This window comes from Gilvimarinus algae, assembly GCF_030518215.1.
GTDB classification, from domain to species: Bacteria; Pseudomonadota; Gammaproteobacteria; order Pseudomonadales; family Cellvibrionaceae; genus Gilvimarinus; species Gilvimarinus algae.
The window spans coordinates 219,363-240,662 of sequence record NZ_JAULRT010000052.1 but is presented as its reverse complement, the minus strand read 5'-3'; the positions used below and the strand labels follow the sequence as shown (position 1 = coordinate 240,662).

The window sequence follows — 21,300 nt, the reverse complement described above, 5'->3', positions numbered from 1 at the left end:
TCTTGCAAACCCCGGCTGTCATCTTAACGACAAACAGAGGTATTGCTAAGCATGAAACGCCAAAAACGTGATCATATTGAACGAGCATTCGGTAAAGGCTACCAGGCCGGTATTGACGGGCGATCCAGAAGTCTCTGCCCCCATGAGTCTGGCCAGGCCCGACAGCAATGGATGAGTGGCTGGCGCGAAGCGCGCACCGATCAGTGGGACGGTCTCAATCGGATGGCACAGGTGCAAAAGCTCAGCAATTTAGCTCACGGAGGTATGCGTCAATAGCACAACAGACTTTGACAATTCGTTAGGATTTACCACCGCACGATCTGCTACTCGCAGATCCAGCCCGCGCAAGCGGGCTTTTTTATGCCCCCTCGCTCTGCCCCTGTTGACGGGCAATGGCCGCGGCGCATTCGTTGATCAGGGCCGGCCCCCGATAAATAAACCCAGAATACACCTGCACCAGGCTAGCGCCAGCGGCGATTTTTTCGGCGGCCGCCTCACCGCTATCAATGCCGCCCACTCCTATAATCGGCAGCCGCCCTTGCAACACCGAGGCTAGGGTTTTAATCACCTGGGTACTTTTATCGCGCACCGGTACACCGCTCAGGCCGCCCGCCTCACCGTGCTGAGGGTCCGACTCCACACCCTCACGGCCAATGGTGGTATTGGTAGCGATGACTCCGTCAAGCTCAAGATCAAGCAGCGTCTCTGCCACGGAGATAATCTCTGCCTCACTCATATCCGGCGCAATTTTTACCGCTATGGGCACGTAACGCTCCTGCTCATCGGCGAGTTTACGCTGCTCGCGCTTGATTCCCCCGAGCAGTGCTTTCAGGCTCTCGCCAAACTGCAGGTTGCGCAGACCCGGTGTATTGGGCGATGACACGTTTACCGTAATATAGTCAGCGTGGGCATAGACCCTACGCAGACAAATCCGGTAATCACTCAGGGCATTCTCCACAGGCGTCTTGGCATTTTTGCCGATATTGATTCCGAGCACACCTTTATAGCGGCGATTTTTCACCTGCGCCAACAGGTGCTCAACGCCTTTATTGTTAAAGCCCATCCGGTTGATGATCGCGCCCTGCTCTGGCAGGCGAAACAGTCGCGGCTTGGGGTTGCCAGGTTGTGGCAAGGGCGTGATGGTGCCGATTTCCACAAAGCCAAAGCCGAGCCGGCCCAGGGCGTTATAATAATCGCCGTTCTTGTCTAATCCCGCCGCCAGCCCTACCGGGTTGGGAAAACGCAGCCCCATGATCTCTACTGGGTTTTCCGGGACTTTCTTGCTCATGAGCGAGAGAATGCCCAAGCGCTCTGCTGCGCCCAGGCAGTCGAGGCTCAACTCGTGAGACGTTTCGGGATCGAGCTTGAACAGCAGCTTGCGCGCGGTGGTGTACATGGGGCATCTCTCTGGCGTGAAATGGCCGCAAGGATACTTAAAAAAGCCGGCTTAGTCGATTCTGTGAATGCTTTTAAAGCGGTTGTCTCCATCGAAAACAATCTGAAAACGGCCACGTATACCACTGTGGGTGACAAAGGGCCTGAGAATCGACACCGGAAAACGAATCTTTCTGCCATCCACCGAATAAGCCAGTACCTCTCTGGCACTGCCCTCATACCAGCGCTCGAGCTTTTCCGCGCTAATGGTCAGATTCAAAATGACGGCATTATTCGGCGCGGCCATAGCACAGGTACTTCAGCTGCTGGTACTCCGCCAGGCCCTGGCGGGCACCCTCACGGCCAAAGCCGGACTGATCCACACCGCCGAAAGGCGCCATCGCATTGGAAATACCACCTTCGTTGACGCCCACCATGCCGGACTTGAGCGCCTCTCCCACGCGCCAGCAGCGATCGACACCGCGCGAGTAAAAGTAAGCTGCCAGGCCAAAGGGCGTGTCGTTGGCCAGGGCGATACCCTCCTCCTCTGAGCCAAACGCCATCACTGGCGCCAGCGGGCCGAAGGTCTCTTCTTGCCAGAGCTGCATATCGGTTGTCACGCCGGTGAGAATGATCGGCGCCACGCGATTGCGCGCGAGGGCGCCGGGCCGCTCACCGAGTACACTCTTGGCGCCCTTGGCGAGGGCGTCATCGTAGTGACGCTGAACCTTTTCCACTGCCTTTTGATTGATCAGCGAGGTCTGCTGTACCTGCTCATCGAAGCCATCGCCTACCTTGAGCTCGGCCAAGGCCTCTTTTAATTTTCCAACAAATGCTTCGTGCACCGAGTCCTGTACCAAAAAGCGGTTGGGGCAAATACACGTTTGCCCGGTGTTGCGAAACTTGGCAGCAACGGCGCCCTTAACCGCCAGATCCAAATCGGCGTCATCAAAAACCAGAAACGGCGCGTTGCCGCCCAACTCCAGGGACAAGGTGTGTAAGCGCGGCGCACTAAGCTCCATTAACTTGCGACCCACTGCCGTCGAGCCGGTAAAGCTGAGCTTCTTGACGATGGTGGAGCCTGTGAACACCTCGCCAATCATCGACGAGGCGCCGGTCACCACCGAAAATACCCCTTTGGGGAAGCCGGCCCTATCGGCCAACTCGGCCATAGCGAGGGCGCTGAAAGGCGTCAGGCCCGAGGGCTTTACCACCATGGAACAACCCGCCGCCAAGGCAGCGGCGGCCTTGCGGGTAATCATCGCCGCCGGAAAATTCCAAGGTGTAATCGCCACCGCTACTCCCACAGGCTCGGGAGTCACGAGAATACGCTGCTGTGGCTTGGCTGGCGGGATCAGCTCGCCATAACCGCGCTTGGCCTCTTCGGCAAACCACTCGATATAAGACGATGCGTAATCGATTTCGCCCCGCGACTCGGCGATGGGTTTGCCCTGCTCCGCCGTCATAATCCGGGCGAGGTCCTCTTTGTGCTCTTGCATTAACTCGTACCAGCGGCGCAGGCACGCCGAGCGCTCTATAATGCCAGCTTTGCGCCAAGCCTCAAAGCCCGCCTGTGCCCGCTCAAGCGCGTGAATCACTTGCTCACGCTCAAGCTCGGGAACCTGACCAATCAATCGCTCATCGGCCGGGTTGAGCACATCAATCGTCTTACCTGCACTTGATTCAACCCACTCGCCATCGAGGTAACAGCGCTGGCGAAACAGATTTGCATCTTTCAGTTCAATACTCATTTGGAAACCTCTTGCTGTTCAACTTCCCTATGTCGGGAGACCTGCGACAGATCCAGCAGTTCCCGCAGCGCCACCGCGAACATGGCGTAGTCAGTAGACGCCGCAGATTGGGCGTGGGTCACCATAGTGTTCCAACGCCCGAGCATCAGAGCATGACGTTCGGCCCATTGCGATACCACGGATTCCACACCCTGCTCGCCAAGCGCCGACACCAAGGTGGCGGTTATACTGCGCACTTGTGATTCGAGATCATCCATGTAGGCCTCGCGGGCCATCGCCTGCCAATAAGTTTCGACCCGCGCCTCCGATAATTGCTGCGCAAAGCCATCCAGTCGCAAACGCGAGACCAGCGCCATGTAGAGCTCTGCAACCTGCTCCTCCGATGCCCCACTTGAGTGAACAACATCCACAATACCAAGGCCCGAGTAGAGATAGCCAGGGGAGACTATCGCCGTTGCCAAAGACTCGGGCACCCCGTCGTTCACAAAGGCGTCAATACGTTTTTGCCAGTTCTCACGGGCACTGTCATCGAGCCGCTCGAGTATCAAATCATGGACCCTAGCCAATCGGGGTTGAAACACGTCACACTGCTGGCCAATGTTCATTTCGCCGCGGCGGTTGCGCAAAAACCAGCGAGTGTTGCGCCGCATGCGCCGCATCAATTGTTTCATCAAGCGTTGCTGGACATTCGCATCCACTTCAAAGTCGAGCGTTTCCACTTTGCGCCACAGAGTGTCCAGCTCACTCGTGCGCCTGGCGACCAAGTAGGCTCTGGCAACTGCAGCGGCACTGACGCCTGTGGCATCCTGCATGCGCTGGACAAAAGTGGCCCCGAGATAGTTGACGATTTCGTTGGTCAGCTGCGTAGCGATGATCTCTTCGCGTAACTGGTGGCGGTGTAGTGTCTCGCGATAGCGCGATTGAAGCGTCGCTGGGAACGCGCGCTCACACAAAGGAGCGATGCTCGGGTCTTGGCTGATAACCTCTGTGGCGAGATCCTCCTTCAGACCCACTTTGGCATAGGCCATAAGCACCGCCAGCTCCGGACGGGTTAAGCCTTCGCCAGCGGCGTGACGCTCAGCCAGATCCTCGTCGCCAGGTAGAAATTCTAGCGAACGATTGAGCCGCCCTTGGGACTCCAGGGAGGTGATAAAACGTCGCAACTCAGCGCTGCGGCTCACCGCATCACTTTGCATCAGGCTAATGGCCTGCGCCTGGCGATAGTTGTTTTGCAAGACATCGGTGGCGACTTCCTCGGTCATTTCCTTGAGCAGCTGATTGCGCTCGTCTTCGCCGAGTTGCCCGGCTTTCACCAGCTCAGCGAGAGCAATTTTGATATTGACCTCATGATCCGAGCAATCGACACCGGCAGAATTGTCGATAAAATCGGTGTTACAAGCGCCGCCGGCGCGACAGAACTCCACCCGCCCCCGCTGTGTCATGCCGAGATTACCGCCTTCGCCAAACACCTTGCAGCGCAAGTCGCGCCCGTCAACCCGCAGGCCGTCGTTGGCTTTGTCGCCCACCTGAGCGTGAGACTCATCGGCGGATTTGACATAGGTGCCAATTCCACCATTCCAAATCAAATCCACCGGCGCCCGCAGCAGCTGATGAATCAATTGCGTGGGAGTCAACTTGTCCTCAGTGAGTCCAAACCGGTCTTTCATGGGAGCAGTAATTTTGATGGATTTTGCCGAACGCTCAAAAATACCGCCACCGTCGCTGATAAGATCGCTCTGGTAATCGGTCCACTGACTGCGCGGTAGATTAAACAGACGCTCGCGCTCGGCAAAACCCACCTCTGGGTCGGGGTTCGGATCGATAAAAATATGCATGTGGTTAAAGGCCGCTGTCAGCTTGATAGCGCGGGACAACAACATGCCATTGCCAAACACATCTCCGCCCATATCACCAATGCCGAGCACGCTAATAGACTCGCTTTGAATATCCACGCCGCGCTCTTTAAAGTGGCGCTGGACACAGACCCAGCCCCCCTTGGCGGTGATCCCCATGGCCTTGTGGTCATAGCCCTGACTCCCACCTGAAGCGAAAGCGTCGCCCAACCAGAAATCCGCCTGCTGGGCAATGTCATTGGCGATATCGGAAAAGCTCGCCGTGCCCTTGTCGGCTGCCACGACCAAATAGGGATCGTCATCATCGTGACGTACCAACTGCTCTGGTGCGACCACCTCGCCATCAACGAGATTGTCGGTCAAATCCAGTAGCGCACTGATAAACTGCCGATAGCAGGCAACGCCTTCTTCTTGCCGGGCATCGCGATCAAGGCCAGCTGCGGCCTTGCAAACAAAACCACCTTTGGCGCCGCTGGGAACAATCACCGCGTTTTTCACCTGCTGAGCTTTTACCAGGCCCAGCACCTCGGTGCGATAGTCCTGCAGCCGATCGGACCAGCGCAGCCCCCCGCGCGCCACCTTGCTCCCGCGCAGGTGAACGCCTTCAAACCTCGCCGAGTAGACAAAAATTTCGTAAAGCGGCTTGGGTTCGGGCACATCGGCCAACTCGCGCGGTCTGAGTTTTAGCGCGAGATAATCCCGCCCACGCGACTGATAAAAATTGCAGCGCACCGTGGCTTGCATCAGAGCCAAATAGTGACGCACGATGCGATCTTCGCTGAGATCCGGCACAGACTCGAGAGCCTCGCTGATTTCACTGGCAAGAGCCTCCAGTGCCTGTTGCGTATCAGCCGTTTCCTCCGGATCGAATTTGATCCGAAAGTACTCGCACAGTTTGCCGGCCAAAGACACTTGATTCACGAGAGCTTGAGCGATGTAGTCATGAGCGTAGTGAAACAGCGTCTGGCGCATATAGGCGGCGTACACACGCAACATATTGACTCGTTGCCAGTCGAGCGATGCCGCCAGCACCAACTTGTTGAACGCGTCGTTCTCCGCCTTGCCCTGCCACACCGACCAGAAGGCCGTCTTGAGCTTATCCGCCGATGCGTTGATATCCACCTCAACCGATAGCTGCGGGGCGAGAGAAAAATCGTGCAGCCAGATCACCCCGTTGTCACTCAGACGCAGTGGGTAGGGGTGCTCGGATACCACCCGCAAACCGAAATTCTCCAGCACCGGAATGACATCCGACAGAGCCAGGGGTTCGCGTCGGTAGAAAAGTTTCAGTCGTACCAAGCCGTCTACATCGCTCGGCACTATGTCCATCGCCAGCTGATCGTCGATACCCATACGTTCAATGATGGCGATATCGCGGCTGGCCGCCGGCGCCCGATAGGCCTCCTGATAGGCCTGACTAAAGGCATCGGCGTAACGTTTAAGCAACCCCCGCGCCCGCTCTTCATCGCCTTCGTTCTTGAGATGCTCGAACAGCTTGTCCTCCCAGGAGCGCGCCAAATCGGCTACTTCCCGCTCCAGCTGCTGTTCATCAACATCGAGCACCTTGCCCTTGGGAATGCGAAAGACCAGATGCACCCGGGCCAGCACCGACTCGGAAAAAAAAGTATTAAACTCTTCATCACAGGCTCCCACGGTGGCGGCAATGTGTTTTTGAATTTTGAGCCGAACCCGAGTAGAGAATAAATCGCGCGGCACATACACCAGGCAACTGACAAATTTGCCAAAGCGATCACGGTGCACAAAGAGTCTCACCTGGTAGCGCTCGCTGATCGATAGCACACCCTGCAGAGTGTCATACAGCTCGGCCGCGCTCGACTGGAAGAGTTCATCGCGGGGAAAGGTTTCAATCACTTGCTCGAGCGCCTTGCCTTCGTGACTCCAGACATTCAAGCCAATACGCTCGTAAATCTGTCGGACTTTATCCTGCAGCAGCGGAATACGATTGGGAGAAATACTGTAGACACTCGATGTATAGAGCCCGAGAAAGCGCGCCTCTCCACAGACTTTGCCGTCACTGTCATAGCGTTTTATCACCACATAGTCCGGATAGGCGTTGCGATGGACCCGCGATCGCTGCGGCGACTTAGAAAAAGCAATGGCACTGGGCGAGAGATAAAAGCGGGCAACCCCCGGATGGGCATCATCCAAAGTCTTGGTTTTGGTTTTACTGGCGTCGTCAAACAGTCCAAGCCGGGCACTTCGGTTTTCCACCAATACCTGGCGCCCGTCACGCTCTTGCAAATCAAACTCGGCGTAGGCCAGGAAGGTAAAATGGTCATCGGCGAGCCAGCGCAGAAACGCTTGTGTCTGGCTGACATCTTGTAAGCGGTTATCCTCTTTTACCGGATCGAGCGCGTCGGCGACAGCCAGAACCTGCGATTTCAAAGGCGCAAAATTCTCGACTACTTTGCTGACATCGGCGAGCACCTGCTCAATGGACGCGGTGAGTTCACGCAGCAGCAGCGGATCGCTGATCCGGCCCACCTCCAGGTAGATAAGCGCCTCGGCTGGCGCCTCGCGAGTCTGCGCGCTGGCAACACCGACTAGCTCTCCGCCGACCCGCTCTGCGCAAAAAGGCGTACTTTTAATACTGTGGATGGGGATGTTGCGCGCGGTCAGCTCCATGCGCACCGAGTCCACCAGAAAAGGCATGTCCTTTTGGTGAACAACCACAAGCGTATGGGGCAGCTGCCAGAGCTTTTCCGCCTCGGGGTTAAACACCTCGACCCGGGGCAGATCGCCCCCAGCATTCAGCATCTTCCACAACCAGTGCAGGGAGGCATCGATATCGCAGCGCGCGCGACCTTTCATATCACCCGTGGGATAATGGTGAAAAAACAACCGTACAAATTCTGCACAACCTGCCTGCTCGCGAGCGGGCAAAGGCTCACTGACCCGTTTGGCAACGGCCTCCACATCAAATGCCCAGTTGTCAGCGTGTTCCATAGAGATCGACTCCGTAGATAAATGCGTGTAAAACCTTCTCACACCACCGGCAGTGGTGTCCTAAGCCTAGATGATTTTCCCGCAAGACGTTGAAATTTGCGGAACTGGCACCACATGCCATTGTCATATTGCGCCTAAAACCGGACACAACATCAGCAAAGGTTATTGCAATGCAGCCACAGCAGCACCTCTCTACGCTTACTGACTGGCTCAGCAGTCAGATCATTGGTCAAGAACATCTCGTCCAGAGACTGTTAATCGCCCTGCTGGCCGACGGCCACCTGCTGGTCGAGGGTGCACCCGGCCTGGCAAAAACCAAAGCGATTAAAACCCTGGCCGACGCGATTGAGGGAGACTACAACCGAATCCAGTTTACCCCCGACCTGCTACCGGCCGATGTGACCGGCACGGATATTTTTCGCCCCGAGCAGGGTACTTTTGAATTTCAGGCGGGCCCGATTTTTCACAATTTGGTACTGGCCGATGAAATCAACCGCGCACCTGCCAAGGTGCAATCGGCACTGCTAGAGGCCATGGCCGAGCGACAAGTCAGTGTCGGCAACAAAACCTACCCCCTGCCGCCACTGTTTATGGTGATGGCCACGCAAAACCCCATTGAACAAGAGGGCACCTACCCCTTACCCGAGGCCCAGTTAGACCGCTTTTTAATGCATGTGAATGTGGACTACCCGGACGTGGCCGCCGAGCGCAAAATTCTCGCGCTGGTGCGCGCCGAGGCCAGCCATCAGGCGCCTTCGGCTCCCAGCCCACTGAGCCAAGACGCCATTATGCAGGCGCGGCAGGAAATCCTGGCCCTGCACATGAGTGAGGCGGTGGAAGAGTACATCGTGCAGCTGATCAACGCCACCCGCCGCCCGGCCAGCTATAGCCAAGAGCTGGCCGGCCTGCTGGAATACGGCGCCAGCCCCCGCGGCACCATTGCCCTTGAGCGCTGCGCCCGCGCCCACGCCTGGCTCGCCGGCAAGGACTTTGTCAGCCCCGACGACGTCGCCGCTGTGGTACACGATTGTCTGCGCCACCGCCTGATCCTGAGCTTTGAAGCCGAGGCCGCGGGCCACACCCGCGACCAGGTCATCGACTTGCTGCTGAAATCCGTGCCCATTGCCTGATGAGTAGTACCCGAGCCGATACCGCCGCACGCGGCCCTTACTGCGCCATGTCCGAGCTGCTGCGCGAGCGCTTTGCCGCGCGGGACCTTAAGCTCTTTTCCCCGAGACCGGCGCAGAGCGTTCAGAGCGGGCGCTTTCGAACCCGCTTTCGCGGCCGCGGTGTGGACTTCGAAGAGGTGCGGCTCTACCAGGCCGGTGACGACATTCGCTCCATCGACTGGCGGGTCACCGCGCGCACCCAAACGCCCCACACCAAACTCTACAGCGAGGAGCGCGAGCGGCCGGTTTACATCGTCTGCGACCAGAGGTCGCCCATGTTCTTCGGCAGCGTGAACTGCTTTAAGTCCACCCTGGCCTGCCACATTGGCGCGCTGCTTGGCTGGGCCGCCCTGCACAGTGGCGACCGAGTGGGCACGCTGGTGTTCGGTGACAGCGATTTTCGCGACGCCCGCCCCAAACGCAGTAAGCACAGCGTCCTGCAACTGCTGCAATTCCTGGAAAGCTACAATCACGCACTGCAATCTCCCATTGCCAGTACTGGCGGCCTTTCCCTGGCGCAAATTTGCAAAGACTTGCGGCGCATTGCCACCCCGGGCGCCGCCGTTTTTATCATTAGCGACCTGCACGACCTGGACGACGAGGCGGAAAAGCAGCTGTTTCATCTGCAGCGCCATCTGGACATTACCCTGATTCACCTGAGTGACCCACTGGAGCAGCAACTGCGCGCCCACGGGCCGCTCACCATTACCGACGGCGCCTCTCGCGTGCAGCTGCCGGCGCAGGATACCCAGTTCCAGCGGGCCTATGAGGCCCGCGCCGCAGAGCATCTGGCACAGCTGCAAGCGCGCGCTCAGCGCCTGGGGCTTGAGCGGCTCGCCCTGTCCACTGCAGATAGCCACACCCAGCTGCTGCGCCAACGCTTTGGCGGCGCCCGCCGCGGAGGACGGCAATGAACCCGTCCAACCCGCTGGCCAATCTGCGCGACATCCACACCCCCGAAGCCATCGGCTGGTGGCCCATGGCACCTCTGTGGTGGCTGTTGATTGCTCTGCTCATGTTGAGCTTGGCCGCCCTGCTCTACTTGTGGCTGCGGCGGCGTCAGCGCAACCGCTACCGGGCCCTGGCAAAGAGCGAGTTGGGCACACTGGCGAGCATCGAAGACAACAAAGCGCTGGCGCGCGCCATTAACGATTTGCTCAAACGCACGGCGATTCACGCCTACGGGGCCGACTGTGCGACCCTCTACGGCGAGCGCTGGCTGCGTTTTCTCGACGCCAGCCTCGACGGCGGCCAGGCCTTCTCTCAAGGCCCGGGGAGCGCACTCGGTATGAACAGCTACCGCCCCCGCCCCGACATTGAGCGCCAGGCACTGCTGGAGCTGACCCAACGCTGGCTTGGGCAGCACCGCCGCACAGCGCCCGCCATCAACCAGACCGCTGGACAGGAGGCAAGCCGTGTTTGAGTTCGGTCTGCCTTGGCTCTTGGTGCTTCTGCCACTGCCGCTGCTGATGCGCTGGGTCAAACCTCAGCCGCAGCGGCAGCAAGCAGTACAGGTGCCTTTTTTTGAATCGGCGTCACAACTCGGTCAAACGGGCAAGAGCGGCCCACGGCGAGCTGCGCAAACCCTGGCGCTCTGGGCAATGTGGGCGCTGACGGTTACCGCGGGGGCCGACCCGCGCTGGGTGGGTGAGCCCGAATCCTTACCCTACAGCGGCCGCGATATGATGCTGGCAGTGGATATCTCGGTGAGTATGCGCCGCGAGGACATGCTGCCGGAGGGGATTTTGGCCATGCAGTTTCAAAATACAGCGCCCATCAACCGGCTGGATGCCGTCAAAGCCGTGGTCGGCGATTTTGTCCAACGCCGTGAAGGCGACCGGCTCGGGCTGATTCTGTTTGCCGACCAGGCCTATCTGCAGGCACCCCTGACGCACGATACCGAAACCGTCAACCAACTTTTGCAAGAGGCGCAAATCGGTTTTGCCGGTCGCGCCACGGCCATCGGCGACGCCCTGGGCCTGGCCATCAAGCGGCTGCGCGAGCGACCCGAGACTAGCCGCCGCATTATTCTTTTGAGCGACGGCGCCAATACCGCCGGCAATACCGACCCTCTGGAAGCGGCCAGAATCGCGCGCGACATGGGGGTTAAGGTTTACACCATTGGCTTTGGCTCCACCGAGATCATCAACGGTTTTAATCGCCAGAGCGCCTCGGCGGACCTGGACACTGAAACACTGGCGCAGATCGCCGAGATCACCGGCGGCGCTTTTTTCCGCGCGGAGTCCACAGAAGAGTTGGTGGCGGTGCACAAGCAGCTGGACGCTCTGGAACCGGTAGAGCTGGAGGACAGGACCATACGCCCGCTCAATCGCCTTTTCTATTGGCCGCTGGGCCTGGCCCTGTTGCTTTGTACCCTGTTGGCCGCGAGCCGCATCCGGCTTGGCCGCCCCGCTAGCAGGAGGTCTGTATGACATTTTTTACCGACTTCCACCTGCTGCGCCCCTGGGCCCTGATTACACTGCTTCCCCTGGCGCTCATTGCCCTGGCTTTGTGGTTTTCCCATAAGCGTTCAAGTGGCTGGAGCTCACTGATTGCGCCGGAGTTACTGGCGCCACTGGCCGATAAGACCGCCGCCAGGCGCTCACGAGCCGGTGTTGTCGCCCTCTTTACCTGCTGGATTCTGACGGTGTTGGCCCTCGCCGGGCCCACCTGGGAGCGCGCGCCGAGCCAGGTACACCGCCAGACAGATGCCATGGTGATTGTACTGGACCTGTCCCCTTCCATGATCAGCGACGACGTCAAACCCAGCCGCATGGTGCGGGCGCGATTGAAAATTGCCGAGCTGTTAAAGCGACGCGATGAGGGCGACACGGCCCTCGTGGTCTACGGCGACGATGCCCATGTGGTGACACCCCTGACCGCCGACACCGACACCATTAACGCCCTGCTGCCCGTGCTGTCGCCGGGGGTTATGCCCGTACCCGGCAGCCGCACCGAAGCCGGCATCGAGCGGGCCATCACCATGCTTAGCGACGCCGGTTTCGCCAATGGGCGGATTTTGCTGGTCACCGATGGCGTCACCGACAACGCGGTCACCAGGGTGCGGAAGCTGCTGGACAGCTCACCCTACCGCCTCTCTATCCTCGGGATTGGCAGCGATCAGCCCGTGCCCATTCGCTCAGGCAGCGGCGGCTTCTTACGCGATGCGCAGCAAAACGTCATCACCACTGAGCTTGGCAGCGCCACCCTGCAGCAGCTGGCGCAAGGCAGTGGTGGGCGCTACATCACCAGCACCTTTGATACGCGGGACATCGACCACCTGATGCGACCTGTGTCGCGCCTGGGCTCTGAGCACACTCTGGCCGACAACCGTATGGATGTGTGGGTCGACCGCGGCCCCTGGCTCGCGATTTTACTCTTGCCTGCGCTGCTCTACGCCTTTCGCCGCGGCGTTCTGCTGGCGCTTGTACTCGTGCCCATGGTGGGATTTATGCCCCCGCCGGTGCAGGCGCAAAGCCTGCCAAGCTGGCTGCTGACCCCCGACCAGCGCGGCGCCCGCGCCATGGAGCAAAACCGGCCTACTGAAGCCGCCGAGCTGTTTGAAGACCCGGCCTGGAGAGCTACGGCGGCCTATCGCGCTGGCGACTACCAAACCGCTGCGGAGCAGTTTGCCAAGCTGGATACCGCCGATGCCCACTACAATCGCGGCAACGCCCTCGCCCACACCGGCAATCTGGATGACGCCATAGCCGCCTACGATCGTGCGCTGGAACTCGACCCGCAGATGGCCGACGCCGCTGCCAACAAAGCGCAGCTGGAACAACTGAAAGAGCAGCAACAGAACAATCAACAACACTCGCAAGACCAGCAGGATCAACAGGGCGAGAAAAACCAGCAACAACAGCAAGATCAACAGGACCAACAGAGCTCGCCCTCCAGCGAGGAAGAGCTTCAGGATCAGCAGCAGAGCTCATCAGCCGATGGCCAGAGCGGGCAGCAACAAACCGCGCCGCAAAACCCGGAGCCACAACAGGGCCAGGGCCAATCTTCAAGTCAGTCAAGCTCTGCTGGCGGCGACCAGGATCAGCGCGAACCCGAGCCGCAGGAGAACGCCGAGACCAGTGCTTCATCGGCCAGCTCACAAGGCGAGACTGACGAACAGGCTCAGGCTCAAGCACAGCCGCTCAGCGCTGAGGAGCAAGAAAAGCAACAAGCACAGGAGCAGTGGCTGCGGCAGATTCCCGACGACCCCTCGGGCCTGTTGCGCAACAAATTTCAGTACGAATATCAGTTAAAACGCCAGGAGCGCATGAACTCGCGCCTGCAGCAGTTAGACGACATCGGCAATAGCGAACAACGCTGGTAATACCCATGGCTAGACAAACACGATATCTCCCGCACACTCTCGCGCTTCTTCTCGCCCTTGGTTGGCTTTTGGCGGCGAGTATTGCTGGCGCCGCGACACTGACCGCCGAGCCCGGCCGCGAGCGCCTGAGCATCAACGATCAGCTCAACCTTTCCGTGAAGCTCAAAAATGGCCGTCAAAACGCGACCGACCCAGACTTTTCAGTGCTTCAGGGCGATTTTGAAATTCTCAATATTTCCCGCCGCACCGAATCCTACACAGTGAACTGGGAAACCGAGTCTTACTTGATCTGGGATTTGGTGCTCTCGCCCAAGCGCCGAGGTCAGCTGACGATTCCTTCTTTTCAAACGGACGGGGCCATGTCAGAGCCGGTGACCATCGAGGTCACTGACCCGCCCTCATCTCCCGCTGACGCAGACGCCGAGCTGTTTTTGTCGCTGAGTGCATCCAGGGATTCTGTCTATGTGCAAGAGCAGGTGCTGATCACCGCCAAACTGTTTTCAAAATACAATTGGAGCGGCAAGGAGCTCGGCAACTTTGATCTTGATGGCGCTTTTATAGAGGCGGTGAGCGAAGACGAATACATCACCGAGATCAACGGCACCCAACACCTAGTCTACGAGGTAACCTTTGCCCTCTACCCGCAAAAAAGCGGCACTTTGACCCTGCCACCGCTGGAGTATGCGGTGCAGCTGCGCACCAACAACCGCTCGTTACTCAGCTTTGGCAATGGCCCCGTGCGCCGCGGCAGAAGCGACAGTTTGAGCATTGAGGTCAAGCCCATACCCGAGAACCATGGCGGCGATACCTGGTTGCCGGCTCGCAATGTCAAATTGACACAGCACTTTAGTCACGACCCTGAGTCTCTGGTCGCCGGCGAGCCGGTGACCCGCCGCGTCACCATTGAAGCCGATGGCCTTTTGCCAACGCAGCTGCCGCCCATTGAGTTTGCCGAGCTGCCCGGTTTCAGCTCTTACAAAGACAAAGCGCAGACCAACGAGCAGCGCAGTAACAAGGGCATCGTCAGCACGCGCACAGAAACCCTGGCAATGGTGCCCAATGCCGCAGGCACCTCCGAACTGCCACCGATCACCCTGCGCTGGTTTAACACCGCCACCGGCGACTATGAAACCGCACGCCTGCCCGGTTTGACCGTCAAAGCCACTATGCCTGCCAATGCCCGCTCAGTGCCCACGGCTACCGAGCCAGAGCAACCCGGTTCGCTGGCGGGCACAGGGAGCATTTTGGCAACGCCCTACATCCCACTTTGGCTGATCATCAGCCAGAGCGTCACAGCCTTACTCTTATTGGTGTTTGCCGGGCTCTACTTTTTTTCTCCCAAGCGGAGCTCCCCCCGAAAACAGGAGAAAAAAAGCAGCGATCAGGGCGAATGGAAAGCCGTGAAAAGAGCGGCGGCCGACAAGAACCTTCCAAAGCTACGCCAGCAATTGCTCCACTGGGCAAGTCGCCACTGGCAACGACCAGTGCGCTCGCTGGATGAATTGGCGCGCCTGGCAGATTCAGCGGCCGTGAACGAGCAATTACAAGCGCTGGACACGGCCATCTACGGCGGTAAAAATAGCGCCTTTGATCCCGGCCAGCTGTTGCCAATGATTCAGGCTTTGAGAGTGAACAAACGCGACGCCAAACAAGCCGGGCCTGCGCCCCTTTACCCGGAAACCGGCCACCATGAACACGCTCCTTGACCTCACCTTTGAGGGGCAGCGCCTACAACTGCTGCGCGATGACAGCGGCCTGGAGCAATTGCGCCTCAACGGCAAGGTGGTCTCGCTTAACTACCATCACAACTGGCAGGGCGTGCATGCGTTTACCCTGCCCGCTCAGGGCTCGGTGACCCTGCACTACTCGCTCGACGGCAATGCCAAGCGCTGCAATTTTCGGCTCGCCAGCGACACCGATACCCTTTATCAGGGAGGCTATACCATCAGCGCCGGGTTAAGCCGTTCCCCCCAGGAGCGCGATCCCACCGACACCCGGATCGCCAACAAGGCGAAGGGCCACAGCATTGCGCTCATCGGCCTCGCTTTCAAGTTGATCAAAAGCGCGGGCGCACTCAAGGCAGCATTGGCCGGCACAGCCCTGGCGGGCTGGGCGTGGCTGTTTAATCTGGAGGTTGCAATCTGCATCATCGCCGCCCTGTTTATTCACGAGTTTGGCCATGTATTGGCCATGCGCCAGTGCGGGATGAAAGTTAAAGGTATTTACTTGATTCCGTTTCTTGGTGGGGTTGCGGTGAGCGAGCAGGCCAAGACTCGCTGGCAGGACTACAAGATTTCCATGGCAGGCCCGGTGGTTGGCAGCCTGGGCGCCGTCGCAGGTTGGCTCGCCTGGCTGATGACAGAGCACCAAACACTGGCAATTTTTACCGCCATCAGCTTACTGCTCAATATTTTCAACCTGCTGCCTATTGTGCCACTCGATGGTGGCCAGGCGATCAAAGCCATCGCCTACAGCAAACCCGGCAAGCTCGGGCATAAGATGATGCTCTTCCTGAGTGCGACGCTGGTGGCCGCCGCCTTCGCTTTTGGTCTGCATTTGCTGGTATTTTTTGGCATCCTCGGCGCCGTGGATCTTCTGGCCAATGGGTCGCAGGAGTACAAACGCCAAAGACCCATGAACACCTACGGCATGAGTGTCTGCACAGCACTGTATTTTTTGGTCATCGCTGTGTTGGTCGCTCTGTCGGTGATAATGGCCAGCACCGGAATCGCAGGCGCCAATTTGCCACTGGTGTTTCTATCGAGTTAGGGACAAACTCGAATCAGATCATTGGTAGCGCCGCTCACGATAACGCAGCCAACCATCGACATGCCTGCCTGCCGGATCGTGATGTGTCCAGTGAATCACTCCACCTTTGTCGTTCCACTCGTACTCACCGAAAAAGCCCACCACATCGCCTTCGCTCAGTCCCTCCAGGCGAGGCGCAAGGTCGATATTGTGCGCCACCAGTAAGGTCTGACCACTGCTGAGCATCAGGATAAAGCGCTGATGTTTTGATCCCTTGGTGTCGTCTGGCAGGATACGAGAGACCACACCCTGCCCTTCAACCTGCAGATCGCTTTGCCGGTGCTCATAGGCATGTTGCAGCTTACGAACAGAGGCATCGGCCGAGGCAGTGGGTCCGACGCCCGGCTCCGGCGCACAACCAATGGCGAGCAAAGTCACCAGAAAAATGAGCAGTGAACGCCACATAGGTATAGCCACTCGCGGAACATTCAAAAAAGGGTATCCGATAAAGCGCCCCGCGCCAAGCTGCATCAAGCCGGTGAGATGTTAGACCCCGGTATAGAAGCCGACCCTATCAAAAATGTGTCGGGGTTTTTGCCCCCTCGGCGTTTACTCCCTAACGCGGTTATCAAACCGACGTGCCATAACAAAATAACGAGGAGTAAACGATGAAACACCCCAGAGGTTTGCCACTGCAGGCGCGCAAAAAGCCGCTTGCCAACACTGTTTTTGCACTATCGATTGGCCTGCCGTTGCTGGCGGGTAATACCGCTGCGCAAGGTAGCGCTGAGGCCATTGAAGAGGTCACGGTCACCGGCATTCGCGGCGCCCTTGCCCAATCGCTGGATGTGAAGCGCGATGCCACATCCATTGTCGATGCGATCAGCTCGGAAGACATCGGTAAATTCCCGGATAAAAACGTCGCCGATTCTCTGCAGCGCATTCCCGGTGTATCTGTGGATCGAATCTGGGGTGAAGGCCGCGACATTTTTGTCCGCGGTACCGACAGCACTTTGAACCGCACACTGATGAACGGCCAGAACGTGGCCTCGGCTTACTGGTGGGCCAACGATAATCCGAGCCGCGGTTTTAACTATTCCATTTTGGCCTCTGAGTTGGTCTCTTCGCTGGAGGTCTACAAAAGCCCCGAAGCGCGCCACGATGAAGGCAGCATTGGCGGCATGGTGAACGTGCGCACCCGCCGCCCCATGGACCTCGACCCACTGACCATCAACGCCTCGGTAGAAGGCGTATACAGTGACCTGCCCGACGAGTGGGACCCTCAGGTATCGGGACTGGTCAGCTGGAAGAACGATTCGGAAACCTTTGGTGTTCTCGCCTCTTTTAACAGCCAGACGCGCACCATGCGCCGCGATGGCCTGGAGGTCTTCCCCACCAACGATCTGTACACCATCACCGATCAAAACGGCGAAACCTATGACGATGTCTACGTGCCCTGGGGTGGCGGCTCAGCCATTTTCAATCAGGACCGCGAGCGCGACACCGCTAATCTGACCCTGCAATTTCGCCCCATCGACGCCTGGGACATTGCCGTCAACTACGTCAAATCCGACATGGATATGGACAACTCCAACCAAAACTATCTGTTTGTGGTGGGCGGCTACAAAATTCCCAATGGCGATGTGGTCACTGATCCGGTCTTTATTCCCACCAGCGATGGCCGCCGGGCTCTGGTAGGCGGCACCATTGAAAACCCCGACAGCATTGGCGTTGCCGACGAACCCATTGTGCGCGACGCCTATGTGGAATCCGAAGTTTTTGATATTGACGCCGAATACGCGGGTAACGACTGGGTTTTGCACCTGCAAGCTGGCCAGACCAGCGCCGAAGGTGGCAGCACCAAAGATCGCAACTATTGGTTTGAGGGCTATAGCCGCGAGGTGTTGAACTTTGGTCCCAACACCAATGAATTCAGCTTTCCGGACGTAGACCCGCTGGACGGCAGCGCGCTCAATCTGAACGCTGCCAACCTGCGCGATTGGGTGCGAATTATGGAAGACGATGAAACCTACGCCCAGGCCGATCTGGAATTCAACGTGGACTGGGGCTTTATCAATGCACTGAAAGTCGGCGCCAAGTTCCGCGACCACTCCATTGAAAACAACCGCAGTGTGGGCGGCGTCAACGTCAGCAACCCCGACATTGCCGATCAGGTAGCGGCGCTCAACGCCATTACGCTTGCCGACGTATCCTCGGGACCCAGCCCCGAGTTACATGGCGAGGCGGCCACGTCGGGCTCACTGACCCAGTACGCGTTTCTGGACATTGATCTGGCGCAACAGAAAATCGACTCGATCCTCGACGCCGGCGCCATGACCTACTCAGAAGATCAGCGCGCCTACTACAAAATCAACGAGGAAATTTCAGCCGCCTACGCCCAGGCCGATTTTGAGGCGGGCAAGTTACGCGGCAATCTCGGTGTGCGTTTGGTGCAAACCGATCAAACCTCCAACGCTTACATCGACGGCGATCTCGGTTCAGTAAGCCGCAGTTACACCGACACCCTACCGAGTCTTAACCTGATTTACGATCTGTCGGACAACCTCTTGTTGCGCGCCGCCGCTTCCCGTGCCATGGCGCGGCCGACCTTCCAGAACCTGAGTTCCAACATTGTGATCAACGCCACCAGCGGTACCGCCACCGCGGGTAACCCCAACCTCGATCCGATCATGGCCGATCAGTTTGAGTTTGGTGCCGAGTGGTACTTTACCGATCTGAGTCTACTGGCGGCGACTTATTTTAATAAGGAACTCTCCACCTTTGTCTTTACCGACACCCAACCGGAGCAGATCGACGGCGAGACCATCAATGTCACCCGCCCCTACAACGCCCCGAACGGAGCGGACATTCAGGGGATAGAGCTGCAGTACCAGCAGGACCTGGGCATGGGCTTTGGTTTTCTCGCCAACTACACCTGGACGGACGCCGACGTACCAGCCAACGAAGACGGCACTCAGCTGGAGCTGCCCGGCAATTCGAAGGATCAGTTCAACGCCTCTGTGTACTATGAAAATGACACCGTCAGTCTACGGGTGTCCTATAACATGCGCTCCGAATCTTACGGCGGTCTGACCTCTGGCTCGCAACTGGCAACGGATGAGTACGATCAGTGGGATGCCACCGCCAACTGGACGGTCTCAGACAACTTCACGCTGTTTGCCACGGCGGTGAACATCACCAACGAGATCATTTACCAGCGCACCTCAGACGGCTTACCGGTGGGTTTTTACGAAAACGGCCCACGTTACAGTCTCGGCGCCCGCTACAACTTTTAAGAGGAGTACACCCTGGCGCAGGGAGGCGCCTTGCATAGCCTAACCGGCCACGGCCGGAAACGTCCTCTTGTTTTGGCGCCTCCGGGCGCCTTTTTTATTGGCCGCACCCCCCCCATAGCATTAGCAGGGGCTTGACTCGTTTATCGTAGAGACGGGGCCGTCTCAGCAGCCGAGGCTAGCCGAGCTAAGACAAGAAAAGAAAAAACGTTTAGTGGTCGGCGAGTATCAACACCCGATTCTCGGTGGCCACCACGCGCGCGCCCAGGCTCTTTTCCAGAGCGAAGGTGAGCGCTTCGTCATCCCCCAGATTGAACACGCCACTGATGCGCTCATCGGCGAGATCGTCATCCACCAACACAAATTGACGACGAGTGTAGCGGTTGTACTCGGCCAAAGCATCGGCGAGGCGCTCGCCCTCAAAATAGAGTTTGCTCGCCTGCCAGGCGGTGACCCGCTCGAGGTTCACAGCTTGCGGTTTGAGCGCTTGTTGATCATCCGCCCGCCAGTGAACACCTTGCCCGGGCTCGAGACGTGTACTGATCTCAGGTTGCCAAAAGCGGGCCGGTGCGGCCACTTCCACCAGACCCCGGGTGACAGCCACCTCAATGTCGGTAACACCTTTTTCGATATTAAACGCCGTTCCCAGAGCCCTGACTTCGCTACCGGACACCTCAACCACAAAGGGTCTGTCCAGATTTTTCGCCACGGTAAAAAATGCCTCCCCGCGGGTCAGCTGCAAGTGGCGCTCGGTGCGCGAATAACGAACCTGAAGAGCCGAGTTGGTGTTGAGCATCACCGATGAGCCATCTTCCAAGTGAACAACCCGTTGCTCACCAATCTCGGTTTGATAATGATCTGACAAATCGGGAGAGCGGCTGAGCAACAGGGCCGAAACCAGGAGCGCACTCGCCGCCACCGCCCCGCCCATGCGCCAGGGCGAGAGTGCGCGATAGCGGCTTTTTGCAGGACTGGCACTCGCCGTGAGCGAGCGCGACAGCGCCGGCTCAGGCACGGCGGCGCTCAGCTCCCAAGCCAGTTCACACTGGGCATAGGCAAGGGTGTGCTCCTGACTCGCGGCCAGCCACTGCTCGAAGGCGCGCTCCTCGGAGGCGGACAGCCGAGCACCACGGCGGCGGGCAAACCAGTCAGCCGCTGTATCGGCAATGGGTTTTTTGTCAGCACCCTCGTGCGTCATAACAGATCATCCAGTGTCTTGCGTAAATGGCTCAAGGCCTTGCTCATATGTCGTTCAATACTGCGCGTACTCAGCGATAACCGCTCGGCAATCTCGGGGTAACTGTACTCGTGAAAGCGGCTCAGAATAAACACATCGCGTGTCACAGGTTTTAACGCGGCAAGCGCCATCCGTATGCGCTCAAGCGATTGCTGCCACTGAGCACCGTGTTGCGGTGAGTGCTCATCCACCGGGTGCGCAGTTTCATCCAGCGGCTCATGCCAATCACCCTTTTGTCTTACGTGGCGACGCACGCTGTCGCGAACCAGATTAGTGGCCGTGGTGTATATATAGGCACGGGCGTTGTCGCTGAGTTTGTCCAGGCTGTCCTGACGCAACAAGCGCACATAGGTCTCCTGCAAAATACTCTCAATATCACCGGCCCCCGACGGCAAGAGCCGAGCGATGTAGCCGTGCAAATCCCCACGGTAACGACCGTAGAGCTGCTCGACATACTCGCGCTGACTCAGGCTGAGCAGATCCGCTTCACGGTTGGAGTCCACCAACCTGAGATTGACTCTGGGTACTGCCATCGTTTGTTTTGCTCCGGCCCACGATCAATAAAAACACTACGCCATAGC

The 21,300-nt window shown here is 58.4% G+C and carries 16 protein-coding genes; 9 read left to right on the top strand and 7 right to left on the bottom strand.

All coding sequences use genetic code 11. The features are described 5' to 3' along the window. The first annotated feature begins 51 nt into the window (after positions 1-51). The gene (rmf, locus tag QWI16_RS08485) at positions 52-276 is read left to right on the top strand and encodes a ribosome modulation factor (protein ID WP_302712371.1); all 225 of its coding nucleotides are present in this window, start codon (positions 52-54) and stop codon (positions 274-276) included. 82 nt (positions 277-358) lie between these two features. Here rmf and QWI16_RS08480 read toward each other — a convergent pair whose 3' ends face one another. Genes QWI16_RS08480 through QWI16_RS08465 form a run of 4 tightly spaced genes read right to left on the bottom strand, consistent with a single transcriptional unit; the run spans position 359 to position 7,945 of the window. Then, positions 359-1,396: a quinone-dependent dihydroorotate dehydrogenase gene (locus QWI16_RS08480; RefSeq protein ID WP_302712370.1), complete on the bottom strand. Its 1,038-nt coding sequence runs from the start codon at positions 1,394-1,396 to the stop codon at positions 359-361. 51 nt (positions 1,397-1,447) lie between these two features. Continuing rightward, on the bottom strand, positions 1,448-1,681 hold the full coding sequence (locus QWI16_RS08475; protein WP_302712369.1) for a DUF2835 domain-containing protein: 234 nt from the start codon (positions 1,679-1,681) through the stop codon (positions 1,448-1,450). Beyond that, positions 1,665-3,125, bottom strand: coding sequence for an NAD-dependent succinate-semialdehyde dehydrogenase (locus QWI16_RS08470; RefSeq protein WP_368045287.1), 1,461 nt, complete (start codon positions 3,123-3,125; stop codon positions 1,665-1,667). The genes QWI16_RS08475 and QWI16_RS08470 overlap by 17 nt, the downstream gene beginning before the upstream one ends. After that, positions 3,122-7,945 (bottom strand): NAD-glutamate dehydrogenase, encoded by a 4,824-nt coding sequence (locus QWI16_RS08465; RefSeq protein WP_302712368.1) that lies wholly within the window; start codon positions 7,943-7,945, stop codon positions 3,122-3,124. Before QWI16_RS08465 ends, QWI16_RS08470 begins: the two co-directional genes overlap by 4 nt. Positions 7,946-8,115: 170 nt before the next feature. Here QWI16_RS08465 and QWI16_RS08460 point away from each other — a divergent pair, with 170 nt between their 5' ends. The 7 genes from QWI16_RS08460 to QWI16_RS08430 are packed head-to-tail and all read left to right on the top strand — an operon-like array spanning position 8,116 to position 16,210. After that, positions 8,116-9,075, top strand: coding sequence for an AAA family ATPase (locus QWI16_RS08460; protein WP_302712367.1), 960 nt, complete (start codon positions 8,116-8,118; stop codon positions 9,073-9,075). Beyond that, entirely contained in the window at positions 9,075-10,028 is a 954-nt protein-coding gene (locus tag QWI16_RS08455; protein WP_302712366.1) for a DUF58 domain-containing protein, read from the top strand. The genes QWI16_RS08460 and QWI16_RS08455 overlap by 1 nt, the downstream gene beginning before the upstream one ends. Then, the gene (locus tag QWI16_RS08450) at positions 10,025-10,537 is read left to right on the top strand and encodes a DUF4381 domain-containing protein (protein ID WP_302712365.1); all 513 of its coding nucleotides are present in this window, start codon (positions 10,025-10,027) and stop codon (positions 10,535-10,537) included. The genes QWI16_RS08455 and QWI16_RS08450 overlap by 4 nt, the downstream gene beginning before the upstream one ends. Next, positions 10,530-11,546 (top strand): vWA domain-containing protein, encoded by a 1,017-nt coding sequence (locus tag QWI16_RS08445; RefSeq protein ID WP_302712364.1) that lies wholly within the window; start codon positions 10,530-10,532, stop codon positions 11,544-11,546. Before QWI16_RS08450 ends, QWI16_RS08445 begins: the two co-directional genes overlap by 8 nt. Further along, positions 11,543-13,441 (top strand): VWA domain-containing protein, encoded by a 1,899-nt coding sequence (locus QWI16_RS08440; RefSeq protein WP_302712363.1) that lies wholly within the window; start codon positions 11,543-11,545, stop codon positions 13,439-13,441. Before QWI16_RS08445 ends, QWI16_RS08440 begins: the two co-directional genes overlap by 4 nt. 5 nt (positions 13,442-13,446) lie before the next feature. Continuing rightward, a complete protein-coding gene (locus QWI16_RS08435; protein WP_302712361.1) occupies positions 13,447-15,147 on the top strand; it encodes a BatD family protein in 1,701 nt (566 codons plus the stop codon). Then, positions 15,131-16,210: a metalloprotease gene (locus QWI16_RS08430; RefSeq protein ID WP_302712360.1), complete on the top strand. Its 1,080-nt coding sequence runs from the start codon at positions 15,131-15,133 to the stop codon at positions 16,208-16,210. The genes QWI16_RS08435 and QWI16_RS08430 overlap by 17 nt, the downstream gene beginning before the upstream one ends. Positions 16,211-16,228: 18 nt before the next feature. Here QWI16_RS08430 and QWI16_RS08425 read toward each other — a convergent pair whose 3' ends face one another. Next, entirely contained in the window at positions 16,229-16,654 is a 426-nt protein-coding gene (locus QWI16_RS08425; protein ID WP_302712359.1) for a DUF3465 domain-containing protein, read from the bottom strand. A 203-nt stretch (positions 16,655-16,857) separates the two neighbouring features. Between QWI16_RS08425 and QWI16_RS08420 the strand changes: the two genes are divergently transcribed. Next, positions 16,858-19,485: a TonB-dependent receptor gene (locus QWI16_RS08420; protein WP_302712358.1), complete on the top strand. Its 2,628-nt coding sequence runs from the start codon at positions 16,858-16,860 to the stop codon at positions 19,483-19,485. Positions 19,486-19,693: 208 nt separating this feature from the next. On the opposite strand, the gene QWI16_RS08415 is transcribed toward QWI16_RS08420, so the two are convergent. Then, positions 19,694-20,680: a FecR family protein gene (locus QWI16_RS08415; RefSeq protein WP_302712357.1), complete on the bottom strand. Its 987-nt coding sequence runs from the start codon at positions 20,678-20,680 to the stop codon at positions 19,694-19,696. After that, positions 20,677-21,252, bottom strand: coding sequence for an RNA polymerase sigma factor (locus QWI16_RS08410; protein WP_302712356.1), 576 nt, complete (start codon positions 21,250-21,252; stop codon positions 20,677-20,679). Before QWI16_RS08410 ends, QWI16_RS08415 begins: the two co-directional genes overlap by 4 nt. Positions 21,253-21,300: the final 48 nt, after the last annotated feature.

Bases quoted from the DNA above. Each gene is read 5' to 3' on its own strand.
- QWI16_RS08460 (WP_302712367.1), top strand. From the start codon at position 8,116: ATGCAGCCACAGCAGCACCTCTCTACGCTTACTGACTGGCTCAGCAGT.
- QWI16_RS08425 (WP_302712359.1), bottom strand. From the start codon at position 16,654: ATGTGGCGTTCACTGCTCATTTTTCTGGTGACTTTGCTCGCCATTGGT.
- QWI16_RS08440 (WP_302712363.1), top strand. From the start codon at position 11,543: ATGACATTTTTTACCGACTTCCACCTGCTGCGCCCCTGGGCCCTGATT.
- QWI16_RS08415 (WP_302712357.1), bottom strand. From the start codon at position 20,680: ATGACGCACGAGGGTGCTGACAAAAAACCCATTGCCGATACAGCGGCT.
- QWI16_RS08465 (WP_302712368.1), bottom strand. From the start codon at position 7,945: ATGGAACACGCTGACAACTGGGCATTTGATGTGGAGGCCGTTGCCAAA.
- QWI16_RS08455 (WP_302712366.1), top strand. From the start codon at position 9,075: ATGAGTAGTACCCGAGCCGATACCGCCGCACGCGGCCCTTACTGCGCC.
- QWI16_RS08435 (WP_302712361.1), top strand. From the start codon at position 13,447: ATGGCTAGACAAACACGATATCTCCCGCACACTCTCGCGCTTCTTCTC.
- QWI16_RS08410 (WP_302712356.1), bottom strand. From the start codon at position 21,252: ATGGCAGTACCCAGAGTCAATCTCAGGTTGGTGGACTCCAACCGTGAA.
- QWI16_RS08480 (WP_302712370.1), bottom strand. From the start codon at position 1,396: ATGTACACCACCGCGCGCAAGCTGCTGTTCAAGCTCGATCCCGAAACG.
- QWI16_RS08450 (WP_302712365.1), top strand. From the start codon at position 10,025: ATGAACCCGTCCAACCCGCTGGCCAATCTGCGCGACATCCACACCCCC.
- QWI16_RS08420 (WP_302712358.1), top strand. From the start codon at position 16,858: ATGAAACACCCCAGAGGTTTGCCACTGCAGGCGCGCAAAAAGCCGCTT.
- QWI16_RS08475 (WP_302712369.1), bottom strand. From the start codon at position 1,681: ATGGCCGCGCCGAATAATGCCGTCATTTTGAATCTGACCATTAGCGCG.
- QWI16_RS08470 (WP_368045287.1), bottom strand. From the start codon at position 3,125: ATGAGTATTGAACTGAAAGATGCAAATCTGTTTCGCCAGCGCTGTTAC.
- QWI16_RS08430 (WP_302712360.1), top strand. From the start codon at position 15,131: ATGAACACGCTCCTTGACCTCACCTTTGAGGGGCAGCGCCTACAACTG.
- rmf (WP_302712371.1), top strand. From the start codon at position 52: ATGAAACGCCAAAAACGTGATCATATTGAACGAGCATTCGGTAAAGGC.